At 62.0% G+C, this 26,230-nt stretch carries 21 protein-coding genes; 4 read left to right on the top strand and 17 right to left on the bottom strand.

Annotated elements, in window-relative coordinates; all coding sequences use genetic code 11:
- Positions 1–1,293, top strand: coding sequence for a TRAP transporter large permease (locus tag HPQ64_RS07100; RefSeq protein ID WP_172887666.1), 1,293 nt, complete (start codon positions 1–3; stop codon positions 1,291–1,293).
- A 10-nt stretch (positions 1,294–1,303) separates the two neighbouring features.
- Here HPQ64_RS07100 and HPQ64_RS07095 read toward each other — a convergent pair whose 3' ends face one another.
- Genes HPQ64_RS07095 through hutI form a run of 8 tightly spaced genes read right to left on the bottom strand, consistent with a single transcriptional unit; the run spans position 1,304 to position 10,812 of the window.
- Positions 1,304–2,320 carry a zinc-dependent alcohol dehydrogenase family protein gene (locus HPQ64_RS07095; protein WP_172887665.1) on the bottom strand — a complete coding sequence of 339 codons (1,017 nt, stop codon included), beginning with the start codon at positions 2,318–2,320 and terminating at the stop codon, positions 1,304–1,306.
- A gap of 23 nt (positions 2,321–2,343) precedes the next feature.
- Positions 2,344–3,897, bottom strand: coding sequence for a TRAP transporter large permease (locus tag HPQ64_RS07090; protein ID WP_172887664.1), 1,554 nt, complete (start codon positions 3,895–3,897; stop codon positions 2,344–2,346).
- The gene (locus HPQ64_RS07085; protein ID WP_172887663.1) at positions 3,894–4,403 is read right to left on the bottom strand and encodes a TRAP transporter small permease subunit; all 510 of its coding nucleotides are present in this window, start codon (positions 4,401–4,403) and stop codon (positions 3,894–3,896) included. The genes HPQ64_RS07090 and HPQ64_RS07085 overlap by 4 nt, the downstream gene beginning before the upstream one ends.
- Before the next feature lie 58 nt (positions 4,404–4,461).
- On the bottom strand, positions 4,462–5,562 hold the full coding sequence (locus tag HPQ64_RS07080) for a TRAP transporter substrate-binding protein (protein WP_172887662.1): 1,101 nt from the start codon (positions 5,560–5,562) through the stop codon (positions 4,462–4,464).
- Between the two features lie 44 nt (positions 5,563–5,606).
- A complete protein-coding gene (gene hutU / locus HPQ64_RS07075) occupies positions 5,607–7,280 on the bottom strand; it encodes a urocanate hydratase (protein WP_172887661.1) in 1,674 nt (557 codons plus the stop codon).
- A 12-nt stretch (positions 7,281–7,292) separates the two neighbouring features.
- A complete protein-coding gene (gene hutG, locus HPQ64_RS07070; protein ID WP_172887660.1) occupies positions 7,293–8,099 on the bottom strand; it encodes an N-formylglutamate deformylase in 807 nt (268 codons plus the stop codon).
- Positions 8,100–8,101: 2 nt separating this feature from the next.
- A complete protein-coding gene (hutH, locus tag HPQ64_RS07065) occupies positions 8,102–9,643 on the bottom strand; it encodes a histidine ammonia-lyase (protein WP_210260120.1) in 1,542 nt (513 codons plus the stop codon).
- Positions 9,643–10,812, bottom strand: a complete 1,170-nt coding sequence (gene hutI, locus HPQ64_RS07060) for an imidazolonepropionase (RefSeq protein ID WP_246270586.1) — start codon at positions 10,810–10,812, stop codon at positions 9,643–9,645. Before hutI ends, hutH begins: the two co-directional genes overlap by 1 nt.
- Positions 10,813–10,956: 144 nt before the next feature.
- On the opposite strand from hutI, the gene HPQ64_RS07055 reads away from it, so the two are divergent.
- Positions 10,957–12,321, top strand: coding sequence for a formimidoylglutamate deiminase (locus HPQ64_RS07055; protein WP_172887657.1), 1,365 nt, complete (start codon positions 10,957–10,959; stop codon positions 12,319–12,321).
- A gap of 72 nt (positions 12,322–12,393) precedes the next feature.
- On the top strand, positions 12,394–13,641 hold the full coding sequence (locus tag HPQ64_RS07050; protein ID WP_172887656.1) for a CaiB/BaiF CoA transferase family protein: 1,248 nt from the start codon (positions 12,394–12,396) through the stop codon (positions 13,639–13,641).
- Between the two features lie 352 nt (positions 13,642–13,993).
- Here HPQ64_RS07050 and HPQ64_RS07045 read toward each other — a convergent pair whose 3' ends face one another.
- The 6 genes from HPQ64_RS07045 to HPQ64_RS07020 all read right to left on the bottom strand — a co-directional run bounded on the left by HPQ64_RS07045 (position 13,994) and on the right by HPQ64_RS07020 (position 22,528).
- Positions 13,994–15,331, bottom strand: a complete 1,338-nt coding sequence (locus HPQ64_RS07045; RefSeq protein ID WP_172887655.1) for an aspartate aminotransferase family protein — start codon at positions 15,329–15,331, stop codon at positions 13,994–13,996.
- A gap of 248 nt (positions 15,332–15,579) precedes the next feature.
- A complete protein-coding gene (locus HPQ64_RS07040; RefSeq protein WP_172887654.1) occupies positions 15,580–17,988 on the bottom strand; it encodes a Tex family protein in 2,409 nt (802 codons plus the stop codon).
- A 126-nt stretch (positions 17,989–18,114) separates the two neighbouring features.
- The gene (locus tag HPQ64_RS07035; protein ID WP_172887653.1) at positions 18,115–19,227 is read right to left on the bottom strand and encodes an ATP-dependent DNA helicase; all 1,113 of its coding nucleotides are present in this window, start codon (positions 19,225–19,227) and stop codon (positions 18,115–18,117) included.
- Positions 19,228–19,309: 82 nt separating this feature from the next.
- On the bottom strand, positions 19,310–20,347 hold the full coding sequence (locus HPQ64_RS07030) for a 4-hydroxyproline epimerase (protein ID WP_172887652.1): 1,038 nt from the start codon (positions 20,345–20,347) through the stop codon (positions 19,310–19,312).
- Positions 20,348–20,364: 17 nt separating this feature from the next.
- Positions 20,365–21,606 carry an NAD(P)/FAD-dependent oxidoreductase gene (locus tag HPQ64_RS07025; protein ID WP_172887651.1) on the bottom strand — a complete coding sequence of 414 codons (1,242 nt, stop codon included), beginning with the start codon at positions 21,604–21,606 and terminating at the stop codon, positions 20,365–20,367.
- Positions 21,607–21,634: 28 nt separating this feature from the next.
- Complete coding sequence (locus HPQ64_RS07020; RefSeq protein WP_172887649.1) at positions 21,635–22,528, bottom strand: dihydrodipicolinate synthase family protein; 894 nt, start codon at positions 22,526–22,528, stop codon at positions 21,635–21,637.
- A gap of 133 nt (positions 22,529–22,661) precedes the next feature.
- Here HPQ64_RS07020 and HPQ64_RS07015 point away from each other — a divergent pair, with 133 nt between their 5' ends.
- Positions 22,662–23,306 carry a GntR family transcriptional regulator gene (locus HPQ64_RS07015; RefSeq protein ID WP_172887647.1) on the top strand — a complete coding sequence of 215 codons (645 nt, stop codon included), beginning with the start codon at positions 22,662–22,664 and terminating at the stop codon, positions 23,304–23,306.
- Between the two features lie 21 nt (positions 23,307–23,327).
- Here HPQ64_RS07015 and arsB read toward each other — a convergent pair whose 3' ends face one another.
- The 3 genes from arsB to HPQ64_RS07000 form a co-directional block, all read right to left on the bottom strand.
- Complete coding sequence (gene arsB, locus HPQ64_RS07010; RefSeq protein WP_172887645.1) at positions 23,328–24,371, bottom strand: ACR3 family arsenite efflux transporter; 1,044 nt, start codon at positions 24,369–24,371, stop codon at positions 23,328–23,330.
- A 71-nt stretch (positions 24,372–24,442) separates the two neighbouring features.
- A complete protein-coding gene (locus tag HPQ64_RS07005) occupies positions 24,443–24,940 on the bottom strand; it encodes an arsenate reductase ArsC (RefSeq protein ID WP_172887643.1) in 498 nt (165 codons plus the stop codon).
- Positions 24,937–25,293 carry an ArsR/SmtB family transcription factor gene (locus HPQ64_RS07000; protein ID WP_172887640.1) on the bottom strand — a complete coding sequence of 119 codons (357 nt, stop codon included), beginning with the start codon at positions 25,291–25,293 and terminating at the stop codon, positions 24,937–24,939. The genes HPQ64_RS07005 and HPQ64_RS07000 overlap by 4 nt, the downstream gene beginning before the upstream one ends.
- Positions 25,294–26,230: the final 937 nt, after the last annotated feature.

Raw genomic sequence — 26,230 nt, 5'->3', positions numbered from 1 at the left:
ATGGAAACCTGGCTTCCCGGCCTCGTCATTCTCCTTATCGTCATGATGGCCGGCGTGCCCATCGCCATGGCGATGGCCGCCGTCGGCGCGCTCGGGTTGACCGCGATCCTGGGCTTCGGCCCGGCCATGGCCATCGTCGGGCAGACGACGTTCGACACGGGCATGTCCTACACGCTTTCAGTGGTGCCGCTTTTCGTTCTGATGGGAAATCTCGTCACGCGCGGCGGGCTTTCGGACGAACTTTACGCGGCCTGCAACGCATGGCTCGGCCACAAGCCGGGCGGGCTTGCGCTTGCCACCGCCGTTGCCTGCGGCGGGTTTTCCGCCGTCTGCGGATCGTCGCTCGCAACCGCCGCCACCATGGGCAAGGTCGCGCTGCCGCAGATGCGGCGGTTCAAATACGACGATTCCCTTGCAAGCGGTGTGATCGCGGCGGGCGGCACGCTCGGCATCCTCATTCCGCCAAGCGTCATTCTCGTGCTTTACGGGGTGACGACACAGCAGGACATCGCAAGGCTCTTCATTGCCGGCATCGTGCCGGGCATCCTCGGGATCCTGGGCTATATGGCCGCCGTACGCGTGGTCTGCCATTTCCGCCCCGAAGCCGGGCCACGCGGTCCGAAGCTGCCTTACAGCCAGCGTTTCGCCGCGTTGAAGGGCGTGATCGGCATCCTTGGTCTCTTTACGCTCGTCATCGGCGGCATCTATCTCGGCGTCTTCACGGCGACGGAAGCCGCCGGCATCGGTGCTGCGGGCGCCTTCTTCATTGCGCTCTTTCGGCGAAAGCTTTCAGTAAAGATCCTGATCGACGTGCTGGCGGAAACGGCGGCGACGACCACCATGATGTTCATGGTGCTGATCGGCGCGCTGATTTTCTCCAATTTCGTCAATATCGCGGGGCTGCCTTCCGCGCTCAGCGATCTCGCGCGCTCTTCCGGCCTGCCGGCGCCCGCTATCCTCGCCGCCATCCTCGTCGTCTATCTCTTGCTCGGCATGGTGCTGGAAAGCCTGTCGATGGTGCTTCTGACCGTGCCGATCTTCGCGCCCGTGATGGCGGCGCTTGGCTACGATCTCGTCTGGTTCGGCATTCTCGTGGTGGTGGTGACCGAAATCAGCCTGATCACGCCGCCGGTCGGCCTCAATGTCTTCGTGCTGAAGACCGTCCTGCCGGACGTTCCCATCGGCACGATCTTCCGGGGCATCTTCCCGTTCCTGGCGGCGGACATCGTGCGCCTCGTGCTGATCGCAGCCTTTCCGGCGATTGTCCTCTTCCTGCCGCGCGCGATGGGATAGGCGCCACCGCTTAGTCGAGCGTCATGACGATCTTTCCGAAGACGCGATTGTCGCGCATCGCCTGAAACGCATCGCGATAGCGCGCGAGCGGGAAAGTCTCGCCGATCACCGGCTTCAGCCCCGTTTCTCCCGCCGCTTCCACCATCCGCCGCGTGGAGGCGACGGAGGCGACCGTCACCCCTTGCAGGCGAATGCGGCGCATGACCACCAGCGGAAGGAGAATGGAGGCGGAAGCTCCCGAAAGCACGCCAATAAGAAAGGCGGTGCCGTTGGGCTTGAGCATACGGATGGAAGCATCAAGCGTTTCCGTCCCGCCAACGTCGATGACAGCATCGACCGGCCCGCCGGCAAGCGAGCGTGCGGCTTCCGCCCAGCCGGCATCCGTCCTGTAGTTGACGAGGCCATCCGCACCGAGCGCCCTCGCCATTTCGAGTTTTTCGTCCGACGAGGACGTGATGACGACGGAAAGCCCAAGCATTCGAGCGAACTGCAGCGCGAAGACCGAGACGCCACCCGTGCCCTGCACAAGAAGCCGGTCTCCGGGCTTGAACGTCTCGAAATCCGTCAGCGCCGACCAGGCGGTTGCGCCCGCGCAAGGGAGCGTGGCCGCTTCTTCAAAGCTCAAGCCATCCGGCAGCGGGACAAGTGCCTGCGCCGGAACCGTTACGTGGTCGCGGAAAACGCCGTCGCCGCAAATGCCGCCGCCGAAACCCGACCGCATCGCCTCCGGCGTCAGTTCGCCGTCCTCCCATGCGGGAAAGAAGGGGATCAGCACGCGCGTTCCAGGCTCGATATCAGAGCCTTCGCCCACAGCGACGACTTCTCCGGCAGCATCGGAGCCGACCACGATCGGGAAGCTCTGCCTTGGCGCGTAAGTGCCCTCCACCAGCAGGAGGTCGCGGCGGTTGAGGCTGACGGCGTGAACCTTCACCAGCGCTTCGCCGGGACCGGGTTCGGGGACGGGCCGGTCTTCGAGCGCAAGCCCCTCAAGCCCGAAACGGTTCAGCACCAAAGCGCGCGATTGCATGGCCTCTCCCCCTTCATTTCCGCTCAATATAGAAGCTTGGGCAGGGTTGTCGCGACCTGAGGCAGGAACCAGAGGAGTATCATTCCGACCACCTGCAGCACGATGAAGGGCATGACGCCCCGGTAGATCATGCCCGTCGTCACTTCCTCGGGCGCTGCGCCCCGCAGGTAAAACAGCGAGAAGCCGAAGGGGGGCGTCAGGAAGGACGTTTGAAGGTTTATCGCGATCAGCATGGAAAGCCAGACCGGATCGTGCCCCATGAGGATCAGCACGGGTGCGACCAGCGGCAACACGATGACGGAAATTTCCACGAAATCCAGAAAGAAGCCGAGCACGAAAATGAGCGCCATGACGAACAGCAGCGCGCCCTGCGGCCCGCCCGGCATGGCCGACAGAATATCCTCGATGCGGTGATCGCCGCCCAATCCCCGGAAGACGAGGGAGAAGACGCTGGCCGTCAGGATGGTCGCGAAGATCATCGCGGTGACCGTCATCGTCGAGGTCATGACAGGCTTGAGGATATCCTTCGCCGCCGCCTGCCGCAGCGCCTTTGCAACGGCGTAGAAAGCGATCAGCACCAGGAGCGTGGCGAAAGCACCGAGAACCCAGCTTCCAAGCCCCGCATCTCCGCGCTGCAGGCGGATCGGCGAAATGCCCGCCACGACAGCAAGAAGGCCCAGCGCCGCGGCGCCGGCGATGAACACCTTCGTCGAGCGGCCGTTCATCTTGGCGCCCGCCAGAAGCAGCGCGCCGACCGCACCCACAGATGCCGCCTCGCCTGGCGTCGCGATGCCGCCCAGGATCGAACCGAGCACCGCGACGATAAGGAAGATCGGCGGCAGCACGGCGCGCGCGATCTCCGCCCGCGAGGGCGCTTCGGCCAGTTCCTTCAGCGCTGGCGCCGCCGCCGGGTTCACCCAGGCTTTCACCAGCAGATAGACGATATAGACGCCGACCAGCATCAGCCCCGGCAGGAGGGCGGCGGCGAAAACCTGGCCGACGGAGATCGTCTCGACGGTGAATTTCCCCTGTTCGAACTGCGCCTGCTGATAAGCGTTCGACATGACGTCGGACAGGATGATGAGCAGCGTCGACGGCGGGATGATCTGGCCGAGCGTGCCGGACGTGCAGACAATGCCCGACGCAAGCTTCGGGTCGTAACCGTTCCTGAGCATCGTCGGCAGCGCGATCAGCCCCATGGCGACGACCGTCGCGCCGACGATGCCGGTGGAGGCGGCAAGCAGCGCACCGACAAGCACGACCGATATGCCAAGCCCGCCGCGAAGTCCGCCGAAGAGCCGGCCCATGGTTTCCAGCAATTCCTCGGCGATGCGGCTTTTTTCCAGCACCACACCCATGAAGACGAAAAGCGGAATGGCGATCAGCACATCGTTGGTCAGCAAACCGAAGACGCGCTGGCCAAGCGCGCCGAGAAGGCTCATGTCGAACTGGCCGGTCGCCCAGCCGAGGAGTGCGAAGATCGTCGCAACGCCTGCAAGGGTGAAGGAAACGGGATAGCCGATCAGGATGGCAACGATCAGCCCGGCGAACATCAGAAGATCGAGCGGCAGGCTCATGCGGCGGCGTCTTTCGTATTCAGGCGGACAAGATCACGCAGGAAGCATGCAATGCCCTGCACGATGAGAAGCACGCAGAAAGCGGGGATGAGAGATTTCAGAAGGAAGGAGGCCGGAATACCGCCGACGGAAATCGGCCCTTCAAGCACCGCCCATGAATTGCGCACCGAAGGAAAGGAAAACCACAAGAGCAGGACCATCGACGGCAGGAGCAGGAGTGCCGCGCCCAACACATCGATCCGCGCCTTTCCGCGTGCCTTGAGCTTGCCGTAGAAAATGTCGACACGCACATGACCGTCGACCAGCAGCGTATAGCCCGCGCCCAGCATGAAAAGCGCGCCGTGCATATAGAGCACGCCTTCGGTCAGGAACACGAAGCTGATGCCATAGACATAGCGCAACAGCACCACCGCGAACTGCAACAGCACCATGAGAAGCGCCAGCCAGCGCACGGTGGCGCCAACCGCCCGGTTCACGGCGTCAAGCCGATCTGCCATTTTTTCCATGACCCCCCCGCCGATGGATGAACGGCGGGCCGGATCGCCCCGACCCGCCGCAGTCGTCTTAGCCGTAGTTATAGTCCAGCGCGCGGGCGTTCATCTGCCCGTTGTCGGCATAGACCATGTAATCGGCAATCGAGTTGCGGTAGGCGAGGAAGCTTTCGGTGATGCGGCGCACCAGCTCGTCTTCGTCGGCACGAAGGTCGGCAATCACCTCGCCCGCGGCATTGCCCATCGCCACGATCACGTCGTCTGGAAGCTTCTTCACCTGCACGCCCTGCTCTGAGACAAGCTGCTGCAGCGCAAGCGCGTGCTTCGTCGAATATTCCGTCCAGACCGGGTTGTAGAGCGACTGGGCGGCCATCGCGACCGCTTCCTTCAGATCATCCGGAAGTCCGTCATAGGCGGCCTTGTTGACGGCACATTCCTCCGCCGAGGAAGGCTCGCCGACGCCCGGCCAATAGTAGTTCTTGGCGACCTGATAGAAGCCGAGCGCGGAATCCGTCCACGGGCCTATGAACTCGCCCGCATCCAGCGCGCCGGATTGGAGGGCCTGGAACATGTCGCGCCCGCCCATCGCCTGAACGGCCATGCCAAGCTTGGAGCACATTTCCGAAGCAAGGCCGGTGGTGCGGAAGCGCAGGCCCTTGAGATCGTCGACCGAGTTGATTTCCGTGCGGAACCAGCCCTGCCACTGCGGACCGGAATTGCCGCAAAGAAACGGCTTCAAGCCGAAGCGGGCGTACATTTCGTCATAAAGCTCCTGCCCGCCGCCATGGGCGAGCCAGCCAACCTGTTCATCCGCGCGAAGGCCGAAGGGCTGCGAACCGAACAGAAGAATGCCCTTGGACTTGGAGCCCCAGTAGGCGGGAACCGCATGATAAAGCTCGGCCGTACCTTCCGAGACAGCGTCGAACACGCCGTTGCCCGGAACAAGCTCTCCAGCCGCATAAAGCTCGACGACGATGCGCCCGCCGGAAAGGGCGGTGATCCGGTCCGCCAGCATCTGCGCGGCGACACCGGGTCCCGGCAGGTTCTTCGGCCAGGCCGTCACCATCTTCCAGCGGCGCACATCCTGGGCGACCGCGGGCGCGGCGAGCGTGGAGGCGGCGGCGGCCGCCGCGGTGCCGACAGCGGCGGATTTCAGGAACTCACGTCTTTTCATCGCAGGTCTCTCCTCTGGTTTTTCGAGACATTGGTTTCTTGAAATCAATTCCCCAGGATCGCGGGCAGGCGAAGGCCTTTTTCGCGGGCGCAATCGAGTGCGATGTCGTAACCGGCATCCGCATGGCGCATGACGCCGGTCGCCGGATCGTTCCACAACACACGTTCGATACGCCGCGCGGCATCTTCCGTGCCGTCGCAGCAGATCACCATTCCCGAATGCTGGGAAAAGCCCATGCCGACGCCGCCGCCGTGATGGAGGCTCACCCAGGTGGCGCCCGATGCGCAGTTCAACAGCGCATTCAAAAGCGGCCAGTCGGAAACGGCGTCCGAGCCGTCCTTCATGGCTTCCGTCTCGCGGTTGGGCGAGGCGACGGAGCCTGAATCCAGATGGTCGCGCCCGATGACGACGGGCGCCTTCAATTCGCCGTTGGCCACCATCTCGTTGAAGGCGAGACCGAGGCGGTGCCTGTCGCCAAGGCCCACCCAGCAGATGCGCGCCGGAAGGCCCTGGAAAGAGATGCGCTCGCGCGCCATGTCGAGCCAGGTGTGCAGGTGCTTGTTATCGGGCAGCAGCTCCTTCACCTTTTCGTCGGTACGGTAGATATCCTCCGGATCGCCGGAAAGGGCGGCCCAGCGGAAGGGGCCGACACCCCGGCAGAAGAGCGGGCGGATATAGGCCGGCACGAAGCCCGGGAAGGCGAAGGCGCGCTCGAACCCCTCTTCCTGTGCGACCTGGCGGATGTTGTTGCCGTAGTCCAGCGTCGGAACGCCGGCGTCCCAGAAGGCGACCATCGCCTCCACATGCTCGCGCATGGACGCGCGCGCCGCCTTTTCGACCGCCTTCGGGTCGCTCTCCTGCTTTTCGTGCCACTGGGCCAGCGTCCAGCCCTTCGGCAAATAGCCGTTCAGCGGATCATGCGCCGAGGTCTGGTCGGTGACGATATCCGGATGCACGCCGCGCTTCACGAGTTCGGGGAAGATATCGGCGGCGTTGCCGAGCAGGCCGACGGACTTCGCCTCGCCCGCTTTCGTCCAGCGCTCGATCATGGCGAGGGCTTCATCCAGCGTTTCGGCCTTGTCGTCGAGATATCGGGTGCGCAGACGGAAATCGATTGAATCGGGATTGCACTCCACCGCAAGGCAGCAGGCACCCGCCATGACGGCGGCGAGCGGCTGCGCCCCGCCCATACCGCCAAGGCCGGCGGTCAGAATCCATTTGCCCTTGAGGTTGCCGTCGTAATGCTGGCGTCCGGCCTCCACGAAGGTCTCATAGGTGCCCTGCACGATGCCTTGCGAGCCGATGTAGATCCAGGAGCCGGCCGTCATCTGGCCGTACATCATCAGCCCGACCTTATCGAGCTTGTTGAAATGGTCCCAGTTGGCCCAATGCGGCACGAGGTTGGAATTGGCGATGAGAACGCGCGGCGCGTCCTTGTGGGTGCGGAAAACGCCGACGGGCTTGCCGGACTGGACAAGCAGCGTCTCGTCTTCCTCAAGCGACTTCAGCGTCGCCGCGATCCGGTCGAAATCATCCCATGTGCGCGCGGCCCGGCCGATGCCGCCGTAGACGACGAGCTCATGCGGCTTTTCGGCGACCTCGGGGTCGAGGTTGTTCATGAGCATGCGCAAGGGGGCTTCGGTCATCCAGGATTTCGCAGAAATCTCTGGCCCCCGGTCGGCACGGACGGTGCGGATGTTGTGGCGCGGGTTGGTCATGGCGGAGATCCTTCAGTTTCCAAGCTTGCCGTCGAGCGCCAGACGCTCCAGACGGTGCAGGATTTCAGCGAGATGGGGACGCAGGCGGTGCGCCTTTTCGTCTGAATAATGAAAGGGCGTATCCTCGGTTTCGAGGTAGGCGGACTGGGCAAGCTCCATCTGCACGGCATGGACACCCTCGTCCGGCCGCCCGTAGTGCCGCGTCGTCCAGCCGCCCTTGAAGCGTCCGTTCGCAACGCTGGTATAGGCATGGGCCTTGCCGCAGACCTCGGCGACGGTCTCCTCGACCATTTGAGCGCAGCTTTTGCCTTCGTTGGTGCCGATATTGAAGTCAGGCAGGGTTCCTTCGAAGAGGAATGGAATGTTCGAGCGGATGGAATGGCAATCATAAAGGATCGCCACGCCGTGCTTTTCCTTCACCCTGTCGATCTGGTTTTTCAGCGCCCAGTGGTAGGGTTCGTGGAACAGGTGCAAACGCTCTTCGGTTTCCGCTGGGCCGGGCACCTCGCCATCCCTCCAGATCGGTTCGCCGTCGAAATCGGTAACCGGAACGAGCCCGGTCGTATTCTGCCCCGGATAGAGGCTTGTTCCTTCCGGGTCGCGGTTGGCGTCGATCACGTAGCGGTGGAAAGTGGCGCGCACCGTGGTCGCCTCGGGAAGCAGATCCGCATAAAGGCGATCGATGTGCCAATCGGTATCGGCCATCATGTGCCCACGCAGGTTGAGCCGCCTCATCAGCGAACGCGGGATTTCGATGCCCGTATGCGGCATCGCGAGGACAACGGGTGATGAACCTTCCACGGTTTCGACGGCACTCATGCCTATCCCTCCCCTTCGTCGAGCGTCGGCAGGATGCCGGGCGAGATGCTGGCCAAAAGCCGCCCGCTTGAGATCAGGTCGCCGGCCCGCTCCAGGTCGCCCGCGAGATAGCGGTCCTTTTCGAGGCGGGGCACGGCCTTCCGGATTTCCGACAGCGCGTTCAGAAGTTCCGGGCTTGTCTTGAGCGGAGCGCGGAACTCCACCCCTTGCGCCGCCGTCAGCGCCTCGATGCCGATTATACGCGCAAGATTGTCGGTTATGTCGAGAAGCCGGCGCGCGCCGTGACAGGCCATGGAGACATGGTCTTCCTGGTTGGCCGAAGTCGGCGTTGAATCGATCGAGGCGGGAGCCGCGCGCTGCTTGTTTTCCGACATGAGCGCGGCGGAAGTCACCTCCGCGATCATGAGGCCCGAGTTCAGCCCCGGTTCCGGCGTCAGGAACGCCGGCAGGCCGAAGCTGAGAGCCGGATCGACCAGAAGCGCGATGCGCCGCTGCGAGATCGAGCCGATTTCGGCGACCGCCAGCGCGATCTGGTCGGCGGCGAAGGCGACCGGCTCGGCATGGAAGTTGCCGCCCGAAACCACCGATCCGTCGGAAAGCACCAGCGGATTGTCGGTCACCGCGTTCGCTTCGCGGCGAAGCGTGCCCGCCGCCTGGCGCAGAAGGTCGAGGCAGGCGCCGTCCACCTGCGGCTGACAGCGGATGCAGTAAGGATCCTGCACGCGCTCGTCGCCCTCGCGGTGGCTTTCGCGGATTTCCGACCCCTCCATCAGGGCGCGAAGCGCGCGCGCCGCCTCGATTTGGCCGGGCTGGCCGCGAAGCTCGTGGATTTCCGGACGAAAAGGGGCGGCGGAGCCCATCGCCGCATCCGTCGACAGCGATCCGGTGACGAGCGCGGATGTCGCCGCGCGAAACGCCTTGAAGAGCCCGGCGAGCGCAAGCGCCGTCGAGACCTGCGTTCCGTTGATGAGCGCAAGGCCCTCCTTCGCCTGAAGGACGATCGGCTTCAGCCCGGCCCGTTCGAGAGCGGCCTTACCCGGCATCCGTTCCCCGTCGAAGAAGGCCTCACCCTCGCCGATCATGACCGCCGTCATATGGGCAAGCGGTGCAAGATCGCCCGACGCTCCCACGGAGCCTTGCGCCGGGATCATCGGCGTGATCCCGTTTTCCAGGAGCGCCTCGATCTGTTCGACGACGGTCCAGCGCACGCCCGACGCGCCGTGGCCGAGCGAAAGGAGCTTCAGCGCCATCGTCAGGCGCACGATCTCGGGCGACAGGGGATCGCCGACGCCCGAGCAATGCGACAGGATGAGGTTTCGCTGCAGCGTCTCGACGTCGCCAGCCGGAATGCGCACGCTCGCGAGCTTGCCGAAGCCGGTGTTGACGCCATAGACGGGCTCATCGCCCGCCGCGACCTCGGCAATACGCCGCGCGCCGGTATCGACGGCAGACCGGCACGCCGCATCGAGTTTCACAGGGCCGGTTTTGCGGTAGATGCGTTCAAGCTGTGCAAGGCCGGTCTTTCCGGGTTGAAGCGTTTCCATCACGCCGTGCCTCCGAAATAGCGCCGATAAAGCGGATTGAATCCGATCCGGTAGGAAAGCTCCGCCGGTTCGCGAATGTTCCAGACGGCAAGGTCGGCGCGCTTTCCAGCCTCGATGGTGCCGATCTCGCCGGAAAGTCCAAGCGCTTTCGCCCCGTTTCGCGTAACACCGGCCAGCGTTTCTTCCGGCGTCATGCGGAAAAGCGTGGCGGCCATGTTCATGGCAAGCAGCAGCGACGTCATCGGCGAGGAACCGGGGTTACTGTCGGTTGCGACCGCAATCGGAACGCCCGCTTCGCGCAATCCCTCCACCGGGGGAAGCTTCGTCTCGCGCAGCGTGTAGAACGCGCCGGGTAGCAGCACCGCGACCGTTCCGGCCTTCGCCATCGCCCTGATGCCTTCCCGATCCAGATATTCCAGGTGATCGGCGGAAAGCGCGCCGTAAGAAGCGGCTAGCTTCGCCCCACCGAGGTTTGAAAGCTGCTCTGCGTGAAGCTTCACCGGCAGGCCAAGCATCACCGCGCGGTCGAAGACATGGGCGATTTCCGCCGGTGAAAAGGCAATCCCCTCGCAAAACCCGTCGACGGCGTCGATCAGCCCTTCGTTTTTGCCCCGGTCCATGCCGGGCAGCACCACTTCGTCCAGATATTCGTGCGGCCGGGGTTTGTATTCCGCCGGCACCGCGTGGGCCGCGAGATAACTCGTTTTAAGCCGGAAATCGCGGGCACCCGCTAGGCGTTTCGCAGCCTTCAGCATCTTGATCTCGTCGTCGACCGAAAGCCCGTAGCCGGACTTGATCTCAACGGTCGTGACACCCTCGGCGATCAGCGCGTCAAGCCTCGGCAGGGCGGAGGAAACCAGATCGTCCTCGCTCGCCGCGCGTGTCGCCAAAACGGTGGAGACGATGCCGCCGCCCGCCCTTGCGATCTCTTCGTAAGAAGCACCCTGAAGGCGCATCTCGAATTCCTTCGCCCGGTCGCCACCATAGACTAGGTGCGTATGGCAATCGACGAAGCCGGGCGTAACCACCCGTCCTTCCAGCGATTCCCCGGGCCAACCGGAAAACCGCCCCGGCAGATCGGCGCGCGCGCCCGCCCAGGCGATACGCTCGCCCTCAAGCGCGATCGCGGCATCCTCGACGAGGCCATAGGGGCTCGTCCCCTCGACCATCGTGGCGGCGCGGCAATTGATCAAAAGACGCTGGGTCAAATTTCCCTCCCCGGCTGTTCTCACGACTAAAATATGTATATACATAATTGTCAATCACAAAGAATAGGCGCACAATCGCTACGTTACTTCGAGGGACGGAAATCAATGAAGATTCAAGCTGACCATGCGCTGCTGCCTTCGGGCTGGACCCGCGATTGCACGGTTGAAATCGGCCCGGACGGGCGGATCTCAAGGATCGGCGACGGTCCAGACAGGGCGCCCGCGCGCCGCGTCGGCGTACTGTTGCCGGCGCCCGCCAACCTTCACAGCCACGCGTTCCAGCGAGCGCTTGCCGGACTGACGGAACGGCGCGGCGAAGGCGCGCGCGACAGTTTCTGGACGTGGCGCGAACTCATGTACCGTTTCCTCGAACATCTGACGCCCGACGACATGGAGGCGATAGCCGCCCTCGTTCAGATGGAAATGCTGGAGGCAGGCTACGCCTCCGTCGGCGAGTTCCATTACGTCCACAATGCGCCCGGCGGCGGCACTTACGACAATCCGGCGGAAACCTCGCTCAGGATCATGTCGGCCGCCATGGAAACCGGCATCGGCCTCACCCATCTGCCGGTCCTTTACCAGCGCGGCGGCGTGGACGGGCGCGCACTCGAAGGCGGCCAGCTTCGCTTCCGCAATTCCCTTGACAGTTTCGACGCCCTCATCGGCATCTGCGGCGAAATGCTCCCAAATCTGCCCGCCGATGCGCGCCTCGGCATCGCCCCGCACTCGCTGCGCGCGGTCTCAAGCGAGGATCTCGCCGCCGTCTGCGGCCTTCTCGACGAAGGCCCGGTGCACATCCACATCGCCGAACAGACGGCGGAGGTGGAAGCGGTGGAAGCCGCCTATGGCGCGCGTCCCGTCGCCTGGCTTCTGGAAAACATGCCCGTCGACGAACGCTGGTGTCTGATCCACGCCACCCACATGAACGAGGCGGAAACCCGCGCAATGGCGCAAAGCCGCGCGGTGGCGGGACTTTGCCCTATCACAGAGTCCAACCTTGGCGACGGCATCTTCAACGGTAGGGCCTTCCTTGCGGCTGGCGGGGCTTTTGGCGTCGGCTCGGACTCAAACGTGCGCATCGCGCTCGCGGAGGAACTCAGGACGCTTGAATATTCGCAGCGCCTGTCCGAGCGCGCCCGCGCTGTTCTGGCCGAGGGCGGGAAATCCGTCGGCCGCACGCTTCTGGAAAGTGCCGCCAAAGGCGGCGCGCTGGCGCTTTCCCGCGATTCCGGCGAAATCGTGCAAGGAAAGCTTGCCGATCTCGTTGCCCTCGATACCGCCAATCTCGCGCTCGACGGTCTTTCGGGCGATGCGCTCATCGACGCCTTCGTCTTTGCCGGCGACGACAACCTCGTCACCGACGTCTGGTCCGCCGGGCGGCACATGGTGCAGGGCGGACGACACATCCGACGCGAGGCGATAGAGGGACGCGCGCGCGTCGTCCTGAAGCGGCTGCGCGAGAGCCTGTGAGCCTCTGGCATTGCGCATCCCGCCCGGATAAAAGGTCGAGACGCATAATCCGTTTCCGCATAAGGACCTGAAATGCCCGGCCCGCTCTCGCATATCCGCGTTCTCGATCTTTCCCGCGTGCTCGCCGGCCCCTGGGCGACGCAGACATTCGCCGACATGGGCGCGGAGGTCATCAAGATCGAGCGGCCGAAGACGGGCGACGATACGCGGGGCTGGGGCCCCTATTTCCTGCATGACCCGGAAGGCAACTGCACCGGCGAAAGCGCCTATTTCCTCGCCGCCAACCGGGGCAAGAAATCCGTTGCCGTCGATATCGCGAGTGAGGAAGGCCGCAGGCTCGTCGTCGAACTTGCGAAAAACTGCGACGTGCTCGTCGAGAACTACAAGGTCGGCGGCCTGAAGAAATACGGCCTCGACTATGAAAGCCTGAAATCTGTCAATCCGGGCCTCATCTATTGTTCGATCACCGGCTTCGGACAGGACGGGCCTTATGCGAACCGCGCCGGTTATGACTTCATGATCCAAGCCATGGGCGGGCTGATGTCCGTGACGGGCGAGGCCGACGACAAACCCGGCGGCGGGCCGCAAAAGGCGGGCGTCGCGCTTTCCGACGTCATGACCGGGCTCTATTCGGCAATCGCCGTCCTCGGAGCCCTCGTCCACCGGGAACGCACGGGCGAAGGCCAATATATCGACATGTCGCTTCTGGATGTGCAGGTGGCGACACTCGCCAACCAGGCGACGAGCTATCTCGTCTCGCGCGAGCGTCCGAAGCGCTACGGCAACGCGCATATGAGCATCGTGCCCTATCAGGCCTTCGCCACGAAGGACGGGCACATGATCCTCGCCGTCGGCAACGATGCGCAGTTCGCCCGCTTCTGCGATGTCGCGGGCTGTCCGCACATCGCCAAGGACGAGCGCTATTCCACGAACCTGAAGCGCCTCGACCACCGCGAGGAACTGGTGCCGATACTTGCCGAAATCATCGAAAGGCGCACGACGGACGACTGGATTTCAACGCTTGAGGCCGTCGGCGTTCCCTGCGGGCCGATCAACACCATCGACCAGGTTTTCGAAAATCCGCAGGTGAAGGCGCGGCAGCTCGAGCTCGACCTGCCGCATGTGGACGGTGGCACGGCGCCGGGTGTGAGAAACCCGATCCGCTATTCGAAGACGCCCGTTTCCTGCGACACCGCCCCGCCCGCGCTCGGCCAGCATACGCAAGAGGTTCTCAAGAGCGTGCTTGGACTGTCGGACGAGGAAATCACCTCGCTGGAAGCCTCGGGCACGGTGGAGCAGAAGCGGGCGAAGGGCGGATAGGCGCCATCGCCTGCCACCGTCACTGCCGGGCGCGAATGGTCGCTACCCGGCAAAGCGCAGACATGGCGATATTGCAGAGTGGGGCCGCATGCGCCTCACCTCTCCCCTGGAGGGAGAGGTCGGTGCAAAGCACCGGGTGAGGGGGCAAGCCACTTGGCGTTGGACTCAGTTCACCCTCACCCTAACCCTTTCCTTTCAAGGGAGAGGGGATTTCCTTGCGCTCCAAGCCAAAGAGCTATCTGGAACTCTAGCCTTTGCAGCGATTTAGACTTGTTGGAATAAAGTCCGTTGGGCAGCAGTGGGTCAAGCCCGGGCATGATGAAGCAAGCGCATTTTCCGTATAGAAACCCCCTTAAACCGCAATTCCCTGCGCGCCAAGCGCATCCTTGATCGCGCCGTCGAGCTTGTCGACGATTTCCTCGATATGCGCATCCTCGATGATGAAGGGCGGGGCGACGAGGATATGGTCGCCGCGTTTACCGTCGATGGTGCCGCCCATCGGATAACACATCAGGCCACGCGCGAAGGCTGCCTTCTTCACCGCCGCGTTGATCTTGAGTGACGGATCGAAGGGTTCTTTCGTCTCCCGGTCGGCGACAAGTTCGATGCCCCGGAAAAGCCCGCGTCCGCGCAGGTCTCCAACGTGCGGGTTCTGGCCGAAACGTTCGGCCAGCGCCTTTTCGAGCCTGGTTCCCATTGAGCGGCAGCGCTCGACGAGCCCGTCATCGACGAGGCGCGAAAGCACGGCGCCTGCGGCGGCCGCCGCCGTCGGATGGCCGATATAGGTGTGGCCGTGCTGGAAAAAGCCGGTTCCCTTTTCGATCGTTTCGTAGATTTCCTTTGTGCAGAGCATCGCGCCGATCGGCTGATAGCCAGCGCCCAGCCCCTTGGCGATGCAAAGGATATCGGGTGCGATATCGTCAGCCTCGCAGGCGTAGAGATATCCCGTCCGGCCCATGCCGCACATCACTTCGTCGAGGATCAGGAGCACACCGTATTTGTCGCAAATCTCGCGGATGCGCTTGAAATATCCCGGCACGGCGGGCACCGCGCCCATGGTCGCGCCGACGACGGGTTCCGCGATGAAGGCCGCGACCGTTTCCGGCCCCTGTTTCAGGATTTCCGCTTCCAGCGCATTGGCGACGCGCAGACCATAGTCCTCAAGGCTCTCGCCATCCTTTTGGCCGCGATAGGCGTAGCACGGGTCGATGTGCGACATCTCCACCAGAAGCGGGCCGAAAGGCTCGCGCCGCCACATGTTGCCGCCTGCGGACAGCGCGCCAAGCGTGTTGCCGTGGTAGCTCTGCAGGCGGGCGATGATGCGCGCGCGTTTTCCCTCGCCCCGCTCCAGATGATACTGGCGGGCAAGCTTGATCGCCGCTTCCGTCGCTTCCGATCCGCCGGAGACGAGATAAACGCTGTCGAGATCGCCCGGCGCATGTTCCGCCAGCCTGTCGGCAAGCGCTTCCGCCGTATCGCTGGTGAAGAAGCCGGTATGGGCGAAAGCGATCCTGTCGAGCTGATCCTTGATCGCCTTCGTCACCTTCTCGTCGGAATGGCCAAGGCAATCGACCGCCGCCCCGCCGGCGTCGAGATAGCGTTTTCCGGTCTCGTCGACGATGTAGCAGCCGTCGCCCTTCGTGGCGCGCGGCGGTCGCATGGCGGTGTGGCGGGGGAAGATATGGGACATGGGACAGGCTCCGGGATCGGTCGATCCAATTATGGCAGGGCGGCGGCGTCGCGCAGGAATTTTCATTAGGTTCGCATGGAAGCAACCACACGAGGACAATTTCAAGGGCTAATCGGATTTGTCATGTCATTAAAAGTGGAGCTGAATGGAAATTCGCCGTTTACGACTGCCTTGGGCATAGCCATCGCCCTCGTCTGGCGCATGCGCCAGGCGAGGGCGAAAACCGAAGCTAAAACCCGGCCTTCTCCCTATTTCTTCCGCTTCATCGCCGCCGCAAGGGCTGCCGCCATCGCGCCGTCGCCCTGGGGCGCATCGCGGCGATTGCCACCGCCCTGAGGTTTGCCGGCCTGCGGCTTGCCGCGCGGGGCGTTGTTTCGGAATGGCGGCGTTTCGCTGCGGTCGCGTCCGCGCGCCTCTCCGCCGTCCTTCTTCATGGAAAGGCCGATGCGCTTGCGCTTGATATCCACCTCCATCACCCGCACGCGCACGATATCGCCCGCCTTCACAATCGTATGCGGGTCAGAGACGAAACGGTCGGCAAGCTGCGAGACATGGACAAGCCCGTCCTGATGCACGCCGATGTCGACGAAGGCGCCGAAGTTGGTGACATTGGTGACCGTTCCTTCCAGCGACATGCCGGGTTTCAGGTCCGCCATTGTCTCCACGCCTTCCTGGAAGGTCGCGGTCTTGAATTCCGGCCTCGGGTCGCGGCCCGGCTTTTCCAGTTCCGCCAGAATGTCCTTCACCGTCGGCAGGCCGAACTTGTCGTCGGTGAACTCCTTCGGGTCGAGCGACTTCAGGACGGAGGCATTTCCCATGACATCCTTCAGTGGCCGCCCACACGCCTTCACAATTCGTTCGGCGACCGGGTAGGCCTCCGGGTGGACGGAAGATGCATCAAGCGGGTTTTCGCCGCCCGCGATCCGCAAGAAGCCGGCGCATTGCTCGAACGCCTTGGGGCCGAGGCGCGGCACCGACAGCAATTCCTTTCGCGAACGGAATGCGCCCACTTCATCGCGACGGGTGACGATTGCCCCGGCAAGCGTTTCCGAAAGCCCGGAAATACGAGAGAGAAGCGCCGCGGATGCCGTATTTAGATCCACACCGACGGCATTCACCGCGTCTTCGACGACCGCATCGAGCGAGCGGGCAAGCTTCGTCTGGTTGACGTCGTGCTGATACTGGCCGACGCCGATGGACTTCGGCTCGATCTTGACGAGTTCGGCAAGCGGATCCTGAAGCCGCCGCGCGATTGACGCCGCGCCGCGCAGCGACACATCGACATCCGGCATTTCCCTGGCCGCCAAAGCGCTTGCCGAATAGACCGAGGCGCCAGCCTCATTGACGATGACCTTGACGGGCCGCCGATCCGCCGGGATTTCCTTCAGGAGATCGGCGGCGAGCTTGTCCGTCTCGCGGCTTGCCGTGCCGTTGCCGATGGCGATCAGCCCGACCTTGTGTTTCGCCACCAGCGCCTTGAGCACGGCGAGCGAACCGGCAACATCGTTTCTCGGCTGGAACGGGTAGATCGTCGCGGTATCGACGAGCTTGCCGGTGGCATCGACGGCTGCGACCTTCACGCCCGTCCTGACACCCGGATCGAGACCCAGAACCCCCTTCGCGCCTGCGGGTGCGGCAAGCAGCAAGTCCTTGAGGTTACGCGCGAAAACCTTGATCGCCTCTTCTTCCGAGCGTTCGCGCAGCATGTTCATGAGTTCAAGTTCGAGATGCAGTGCGATCTTCACCCGCCAGGCGAAGCGCGCGACATCGCCGAGCCATTTGTCGGCCGCCCGGCCCCGGTCCTCGATCCCGGCAGCCGCCATCACCATGCGCTCGGCCGGTTTGATCGGCGACGAATCGTCGGCATCAGCCACGAGTTCGAGCGCAAGAATTCCCTCGTTGCGTCCTCTCAAAAGCGCCAGCGCGCGATGGGAGGGGATATCCGACCATTTTTCTTCGTAAGTGAAGTAGTCGGAGAATTTCGCGCCTGCTTCCTCCTGACCTTCGACCACGCGGGAGCGCACGACGGCCTTTTTCAAAAGATACTCCCGCAAACGACCAACGAGCGAGGCATCTTCGGCAAAACGCTCCATGAGGATCTGGCGCGCGCCGTCGAGGGAACTTTTGGCGTCCGGAAATCCCTTTTCCGCGTCGAGAAATGCCTCCGCGGATTTCTCAGGATTAATCGATGGATCGGCGAGGAGCATATCGGCGAGCGGCTCCAGCCCGGCCTCGCGCGCGATCTGCGCCTTCGTGCGCCGCTTCTTGCGGAAGGGCAGATAGAGGTCCTCAAGTGCGGCCTTCGTGTCGGCGGAAGCGATCTTTCCCGCAAGATCGCCGTCGAGCTTGCCCTGCTCCTCGATGGATTTGAGGATCGCGGTCCGGCGATCCTCCATCTCGCGCAGGTAAATCAGCCGCTCTTCCAGGGTCCTGAGCTGCGTATCGTCGAGCCCGCCTGTCGCTTCCTTCCGGTAGCGCGCGACGAAGGGCACGGTCGAGCCTTCGTCGAGAAGCTGAACTGTGGCGGAAACCTGTGCCGGCTTGCAGCCGATTTCATCCGCGATCCGCCGGGCGATGCGAAGCGCCACCTCGGGCGGAAGAGCGGAAGCCTTGGGCGAGGGCGAAGGCTGGGTAGCGAGGATGTCGGTATCGGTCATCTGAGGCTCTGAAATTCGGCGGATGGCAGCATAACCCGTTCTTGAAGAGCGGGAAGATACGCCTGCCGGCGCGGCGGAAAAAGGGCGAAAGGCAAGATGCTCACAGCCGGGTGAGCCCGTTGCGGCTCATCGCACGACGACGATGCTTTCCGCAGCCCGCGTCACCGCCGTATAGAGCCAGCGCTCGCGATGCTCACGGAAGGCGTAGCTTTCATCGAAAAGCACCACCTGATCCCATTGCGAGCCTTGGGCCTTGTGGACGGTGAGCGCATAGCCATAGTCGAACTCATCCGCCCGGCGGCGGATGGCATAGGGGATCTGGTCGCCGCCTTCCTCGAACATCGCCGGCAGAACCTTGACTTTGGTATCGGACTTCGAACCCGTATCGTCTTCCGGCTTGATGTCGAAGCGCAGGGTATTGCCCTTGGAGGCGCGAAGGCGCGCAACCGTCCACAAGCCGCCGTTCAGCAAGCCCTTGGCCTTGTCGTTCCTCAGGCACACAAGCTTGTCGCCGACCGCGGGCATAGGCGTCGTGAAGCCCTTCAACTGACGGATGCGGGCATTGTAGAGCCTGCGCGTACGGTTCGTTCCGACGAGAACCTGGTCGGACGCGAGGATCGTTTCGGCGTCGATCTCTGTACGAGGGATAATCCGGCTTTCGCCGTAAGTGCCATAGTCGAGCGTGCCGCCTTCGCGGATCGTCATGGACATGCGCACGATCGGATTGTCACGCGCCTGACGGTGAACCTCCGTCAGCATCACGTCGGGCTCGGCCTCGGTGAAAAAACCGCCGCCCTTGACCGGGGGAAGCTGCGCCGGATCGCCCAGAACCAGCACCGGCTTGCCGAACGACAGAAGATCGCGGCCAAGGTCCTCATCCACCATAGAGCATTCGTCGATGACGATGAGATCGGATTTCGCCGCAACGCTTTCCCGGTTCAGCGAAAAGGTCGGCCCGGAATCCTCATCATCGTCATCTTCTTTTCGCCCGCGCGGTCGATAGATCATCGCGTGGATGGTCGAGGCATCCGTGCAGCCCTTCTGGCGAAGCACATGCGCAGCCTTGCCGGTGAAGGCGCCGAAAGCCACGCTCCCGTCGATACCTTCAGCAAGATGACGGGCAAGCGTCGTCTTGCCCGTTCCGGCATAGCCGAAGAGACGAAACACCTGGCTATCGCCCCGTTTCAGCCAGCGCGCGGTCTCGTCCAGGGCGTCTTCCTGCTGGCGCGACCAATCCATATCTGTTCCTAATCCGTTCCGGTCAATGGATTGATAGCTGATTCCGCTCGTAAGCGAAGCCCCTGCCGAAAATTTGAGTGCATCAAGAGGACGGTCGAGGAAAGCGCGTGACGCCGGTGCCGGCAACCTGGAAGCCGGTCATATAGGGGTCGCGCTCATCAAGCGTGATGGTGCTGGTGCCAGTCTTGTAGGCGCGGCCCGAAACGGTCGGCACGATGGCGCGGGCATTGCCGACCGTGGTCTCGGACTTTACTCCGCCGATGAAGAGCGAGTTGATGATGCTTTCATGCACGAAAGTATCGCCAACCTTGAGCCTGCCCTTGGCATGAAGCTGCGCCATGCGCGCGGATGTTCCCGTGCCGCAGGGGCTGCGATCGATCGCCTTGTCGCCATAAAAAACCGCGTTTCTGGCATCCGCCCCTTCGACGGTTGCGGGGCCCGTCCACATGATGTGGGAGATGCCTCTGATACGCTCATTCTCCGGGTGGACGATTTCATAAGCCGCATTGAGCGCCGAACGCAGTTTCGGGCTTGCCGCCAGAAGATCGCCGACATCGACCGAGCCGACGCCCGCAAACGCGCCTTGCGGCTCGACGATGGCGTAGAAATTACCACCGTAAGCGACATCCACCGTCAGCGGACCGAAGATTTCGCATTCGATTTCGAGGTTTTCCGCAGCCAGAAACGAGGCGACGTTGGTAAGCGTCACCGAGGTCACCGTGTCGCCGTCCTGCTCATAGTCGGCGACGACGAGGCCGGCAGGCGTTTCCAGCCTCAGGCTTCCGTGCACCTTGGGCGTAACGAGCCCCTCCTCCACCGCCATGGTCACCGTGCCTATGGTCCCGTGCCCGCACATGGGCAGACAGCCGGAGGTTTCGATATAGAGCACGCCGGTGTCGCAATCCTCGCGCGTCGGCGGATAGAGGATCGCGCCCGACATCATGTCGTGGCCGCGCGGCTCATACATGAGGCCGGTTCGTATCCAGTCGAAATTTTCAAGGAAATGCTGGCGCCGCTCGAACATGGACGAACCTTCAAGCCGCGGACCGCCGCCCGCGACAAGACGGACCGGATTGCCACAGGTGTGGCCGTCGACGCAAAAGAAGGTGTGGCGTGCCATGGAACGCTGCCTCTTTTTCAAAAGCGAGTTGCCCGGTAGGGCGCGATGTCGACCGGCGGCGCTTCGCCCGCGATCATGCTGGCAAGGATTTCGGCGGTTGCAGCTGCTTGCGTCAAGCCGTGGTGGGCGTGGCCGAAGGCGTAAAAGACATTCGACCCGGCGCTTGCCCGCGAAATGACCGGCAGACTGTCGGGGATCGACGGGCGAAAGCCCATCCAGCGCTCGCCGTGATCGGCATTGAGGTTCGGCGCGATGCGTTTCGCGCGGGCGACGAGCGCATCGACTCGCCGCCAGTTGGGAGCGGATTTCAGCCCACCGAATTCCACAGCGCCGCCGATGCGAAGACCGCGCGCGATCGGCGACATGACGAAGCCGTATCCCGGCAGCATGATGAAACGGCGAAAGGAAACACCGGGCGCAGGCACGGTGATGTTATAGCCGCGCTCCGTATCGAGGGGGATATCGTCTCCGAATTCAGCAGCCAGCCACTTCGACCACGCCCCGCAGGCAATGACCAGTGCCTGACATTTCACGATATGCCCTTCCCGAAGCCGTACGATGGAACCGGTTTCGGTGCCGGCGACCGACACCGCATCGCCCTTCATGATCCGCCCACCGCGCGCCGTTACATAGGCCGCAAGATCCCGGCAGAGGTCATAGGGGTCGTCGATATGGAGCCAGCCCGGGATAAACGCGCCGCCGACAACTGCGGGCGAGAGGTCCGGCTCCATGTCCCGAAGTTCGTCGCCCGAAAGCTCACGCACGTCCATCCCGTGATCGCGCTGGCGCTGCCAACCGCTGCGAGCCTCGGCAAGCTGCGAGGTCTTGTCGAAAACCTCGAGGCAACCTTCATGCCGGACGTGATTGCCCCAGGCCATACGTTCCCATATCCGTTCCCACGCAGGTAGAGCGAGAGCATTCAGCGAAGCGATGGCTTGCGTCGATCGCTTCATCGCCGAAGGGGTCGCCGCGCGCATGAAGCGCAGCATCCACGGCAGGATGTTGAGCGCGTAGGACGGGCGCACGGTAAGCGGGCCTAGCGGATCAAGCAGCCAGCCGGGCGCCTTTTTCCAGATGCCGGGCGAGGCGAGCGGGGCGACGTCCGTCCAGGCGATGGCCGCGGCATTGCCGCGCGAAGTGCCTTCGCCCGGGCCTTCCCGGTCGATCACCGTGACGTCGAACCCGCGATCGATCAGCACGGCCGCGGTGGCAAGGCCGACGATGCCGGCTCCCAAAATGTGAACGGACTGAGGCTTCATGCTTCACACGAACAGGAGAAATCTTTTCTCAAAATTCGGGCAATGCAGGGCGTTGCGCAAGTGCCTTGAGAATGATGCCCTCCACGCGCGCGCGCTCCGCCCCTTGAAGCGGCTGGCGCGGCAGCCGGCACCGATCGTTCGAGCCCACACCGTGAACTTCCGCGAGCTTGATGTTCTGAACAAGGTTTGTCGACACATCGAGGTCCAAGAGCGGACGGAACCAGCGGTAGATCGCGCGCGCCTCCTCGAAACGGCCAGCTTCGGCAAGCTTCCATATTGCGACCGTTTCCTTCGGGAACCCCAGGACCAGACCCGCAACCCACCCGCATGCGCCCATCATGAGGCTTTCCAGCGCGAGATTGTCGACGCCCGTGAAAACATCGAAACGGTCTCCGAACCGGGAGATGACCTCGCTGACGCGGCGAACGTCGTCGGTCGATTCCTTCATGGCGACGACAAGCGGCTCAGCCGCCAGTTCCTCGAACATGTCGCCGGTAACGTCGACACCATAGGCGACCGGGTTGTTGTAAATCATCACCGGCAGGCCAGCGGCACGCGCAATGCTCAAAAGATGGGCGACCGTTTCATGCGGGGCGGAGCGATAGGGAACGCCGGGCAGCACCATGAAGCCGTCGGCACCCGCTTTCGCAGCAGCCTTTGCGGCGCTGACTGCACGTTTCGTTGAGCTTTCGCAAACGGTCATCAAAACCGGGCGGTTTCCGGCAACGGTTTTCGCGATGCGCAGGATTTCCAGCTTCTCCTCAGGCTCCAGCGCCATCGCCTCGCCGAGCGAACCGCAAACGATGAGCCCGTCGACTCCTGCTTCGATCTGAAGGGCGAAGCAGCGCTCCATTTCGGCCATATCCAGATGATCATCGGCGGTGAACTTTGTCGTTACCGCCGGAAATACGCCGCGCCACATGGGTTCGCCTCCCTTTGCAGGTCTTGCGGGACAAATTGGACGATTTCACATCTGAATTTCTTTGTCAACGAGTGATATATCAGTATTATATTAGACTATAGCGACGACAAGGGATCGAGGTGGGCAAGAACTGATGGAAGCAGAAGAAAGCCGCGCGGAGGAAGCCTATCGAAAGCTTGAAGAGCGCATCGTGACGCTTGACCTCAAGCCCGGAACGTCGATCACCGAGAGCCGGCTGGCGGATGCGCTCGACATGGGGCGAACGCCCGTTCGCGAAGCGGTGCAGCGGCTTGCGCTCGAGGGCTTGCTCGTCATCCGCCCGCGCCTCGGCATCGTGGTTTCGGATATCAATCCGGCCGATTTCGCGCGCCTGCTCGACGCCCGCCATGCATTGGAGGTGCTGCTCGCTGGCGCATCTGCCCGGCTGGCGGGGCGTGACGAACGCGACGCCCTGACCAGTTGCGCGGAAGCGATGAAACATGCGGCAGCGGGCGGCGATGCGCGAGCCTTCATGCGCCGCGACAAGGAATTCGACGAGATCGTCGCCATCGCCGCGTGCAACCCATACGCGGCACGCGCCGCAGCGCCCCTGCAGACCCATTCGCGCCGCTTCTGGTTCCGCTATTTCGCCGAAAGCGACCTGAACAGTGCGGCCTTGCACCACATGGACCTGATGGCGGCAATCGCCTCCGGCAAGCCGGAGGCGGCCAGCGAAAAAGCGGACGAACTGATGCGCTATCTCTGCCGGCAGGCGGCTTCCTTGATAGCGGCTGCCTGACAGCGGAAGAGGCCAATGTCTCTATGCCGCAAACCGGTGACGCGTGCGATTGGCGAAAGCGACAAGGGACAGCATCACCGGAACCTCGACCAGAACGCCGACAACGGTTGCGAGCGCTGCTCCGGAATTCAGGCCGAAAAGGCTGATCGCCACGGCCACCGCCAATTCGAAAAAGTTGGACGTGCCGATAAGGGCGGCCGGCGCGGCAGTTGAAAACGGCACACGCCACACATAACCCCAGAAATAGGCAATGATGAAGATACCGTAGCTTTGCACCAGCAGCGGCGCCGCGATCAGCGCGATGACGCTCGGCTTGTCGATAATCGTTTGTGCCTGGAAGCCGAACAGAAGCACCACTGTCGCCAGCAATCCCATGATCGAGAAGGGCTTCACCTTCGCGGTGAACTCGGCGATACGCTCATGATCGCCCGATCGGTCCAACGCCCTACGCGTGAGATAACCGAACGCGAGCGGAATAACGACGTAAAGGATGACAGAGAGGAACAGGGTCTCCCATGGCACGACGATGTCGGTCACGCCCAAAAGCAGGGCCGCGATTGGCGCGAAAGCGAAAACCATGATGATGTCGTTGATCGAAACCTGTACCAGCGTGTAGTTGGCATCGCCACGTACCAACTGGCTCCATACGAACACCATTGCCGTGCAGGGCGCCACGCCGAGAAGGATCATCCCGGCGATGTATTCCTTGGCGCTTTGCGGATCGACGATCCCCGCGAACAGATACTCGAAGAAGAAGATGCCGAGGGCGGCCATGGTGAAGGGCTTTACCAGCCAGTTTACGACCAGCGTAATGCACAGGCCCTTGGGTTTTTTGCCAACATCCTTGATCGAGGCGAAATCGACATTGACCATCATCGGGTAAATCATCACCCAGATGAAAACCGCGACAACCAGATTGACACTGGCGTATTCCAATACCGCGATCACGGAAAAGACGCGCGGCAGAAGCAGGCCAACGCCGACACCGGCGGCGATACACAAGGCCACCCACAGGGAGAGGTAACGCTCGAAAAAACCAAGGGGGGAACGTTCCGCAAAAGCCACGCTTCGATCTCCTGGAATTTTGTTGGTATCGCTGCTCGCGGAAAACCGGTACTGCGAGAAGCTATCTTCGACTAGTCGTCGATCCGGCCGATGGCCGCCAGTTGCGCCCTGGCATCGTCCGCCTTGAAGGCATTATCACCCAGAGCGAGAAAGGCCGCGATGCGACGCTCAAGCCGGTCATATGCGAGGTTGAAGGCCGTCTCGCCTCCCTCTGCCCCATCCGCGCCCGCCGGATCGGGGATGCCCCAATGAACGGTAAGCGGATGTCCTGGCCATATCGGGCAGGCTTCGCCGGCGGCGGCATCGCAAACGGTGACGACCAGATCCATCCGCGGCGCATCCGGCCCGGAAAAGACATCCCAACGTTTCGAACTCAGGCCGGCAACGTCGTCGCCGTGCCGCTTCAGGCAGTCGAGCGCATCCGGATTGACCCGCCCGCGCGGATGTGAGCCTGCGGAAAAGGCACGGTACTTCCCCTCTCCCAACCGTTTCAGGATCGCTTCGGCGAGGATCGAGCGCGCGGAATTGGCCGTGCACAGAAATAGTACGTTTCGAATTCGCGCACTCATGCGATTTCCGCCTCTTCCTCATTGTCGGAGCAACCGGCAGCACCGGGGAAAGGTGCGCAAACCTCCGGCCTGCCGCCGCAGCAGTCAGCCATCAGATATTCGAGCAGGCTGCGCATGCGCGAGTAATCCGCCGTGTAGCGCAGAACACGGCCCTCGCGCGCCTGGCAAATCAGGCCGGCACGTGAAAGGTTCGCAAGATGAGCCGACAGTGTGTTCGGCAGAACGCCGAGCTCATCGGCGATTTCCCCCGCCGCAAGCCCGTCACCGCCCGCCTTCACGAGAAGGCGATAGACATCGAGCCGCGTCTCCTGCCCCAGCGCCGAAAGCGCCGCCAATGCATCAATCTTTTCCATATTTCGCGAATAGCCGAAATATGTGACAATACGATGTCTTGACAAAAGTGCATGCAGCAGAATTGGGAGACATGTTTTGAATCGCGCCACCCCATCAGAACCGCGATATTATAGATAAATCCAAAGCTTTCGCACGAGATAATATAAATTGGACAATATTATTATGTTAGAATACGCATCCGTATTTTTCTTCACAATCCACAGGACGCTCGACACTATCTTTTTTCCAACTACACCTCGTCTTTACTTTGGAATTACGCTTATTTGGTCCACCTTATCCATATTTGCATGCCTGCAAACAAAATCAACAAAACACTTTATTCTCATACCCTTAATATCAATATTATTCTACTCAACAATTTCTTATATTGAAAGTGAGGACAATAAAATAAATTACGCCCACTTGGATCTTATAAATATATTATACGCATGCACCCTATATTTTTTATTAATATATTATATATTTATAATTCCAATTTTAATATTTGCGCGTAATTGTCGCGTAAGAGATAGCAATTTTTTTATCTTTACAAACATTTCTATATTATCAATTTTCTTTTTATCAAATTTATATATTTACATTCAATCAATATCCGCACTCAGTAACGCCTATCAATACGACAACTTACCCAATATCATAATCTCCGAGATCGGAGCAATCATCGCATTATTCTCTGCAATAATATTTTTACCAGCAGTATGTGGCTACTTGGCAAATCTGAATACACGTTTCCCTTCAAGAAAAATATTAATATTCATAGCCACAATTCCGTGGATTTATTATTCATTCGAGATTATAAAATTAAATTTACATCATAACCCATTCTTCCTTCCAATCAGGATCGCCATCGGGTTCAAACCGTTATTTTAAGGCAAAAACGTAAGGATTGGCCTCGAGCGATTTCCGCCCGAGCAAGCGCCTTCGCTTTCGGGGTCG

It is taken from the genome of Hongsoonwoonella zoysiae (assembly GCF_013266695.1).
GTDB lineage: Bacteria > Pseudomonadota > Alphaproteobacteria > Rhizobiales > Stappiaceae > Hongsoonwoonella > Hongsoonwoonella zoysiae.
The sequence above is the reverse complement of the archived record's forward strand: the minus strand, read 5'-3'. Positions and strand labels throughout refer to the sequence as shown.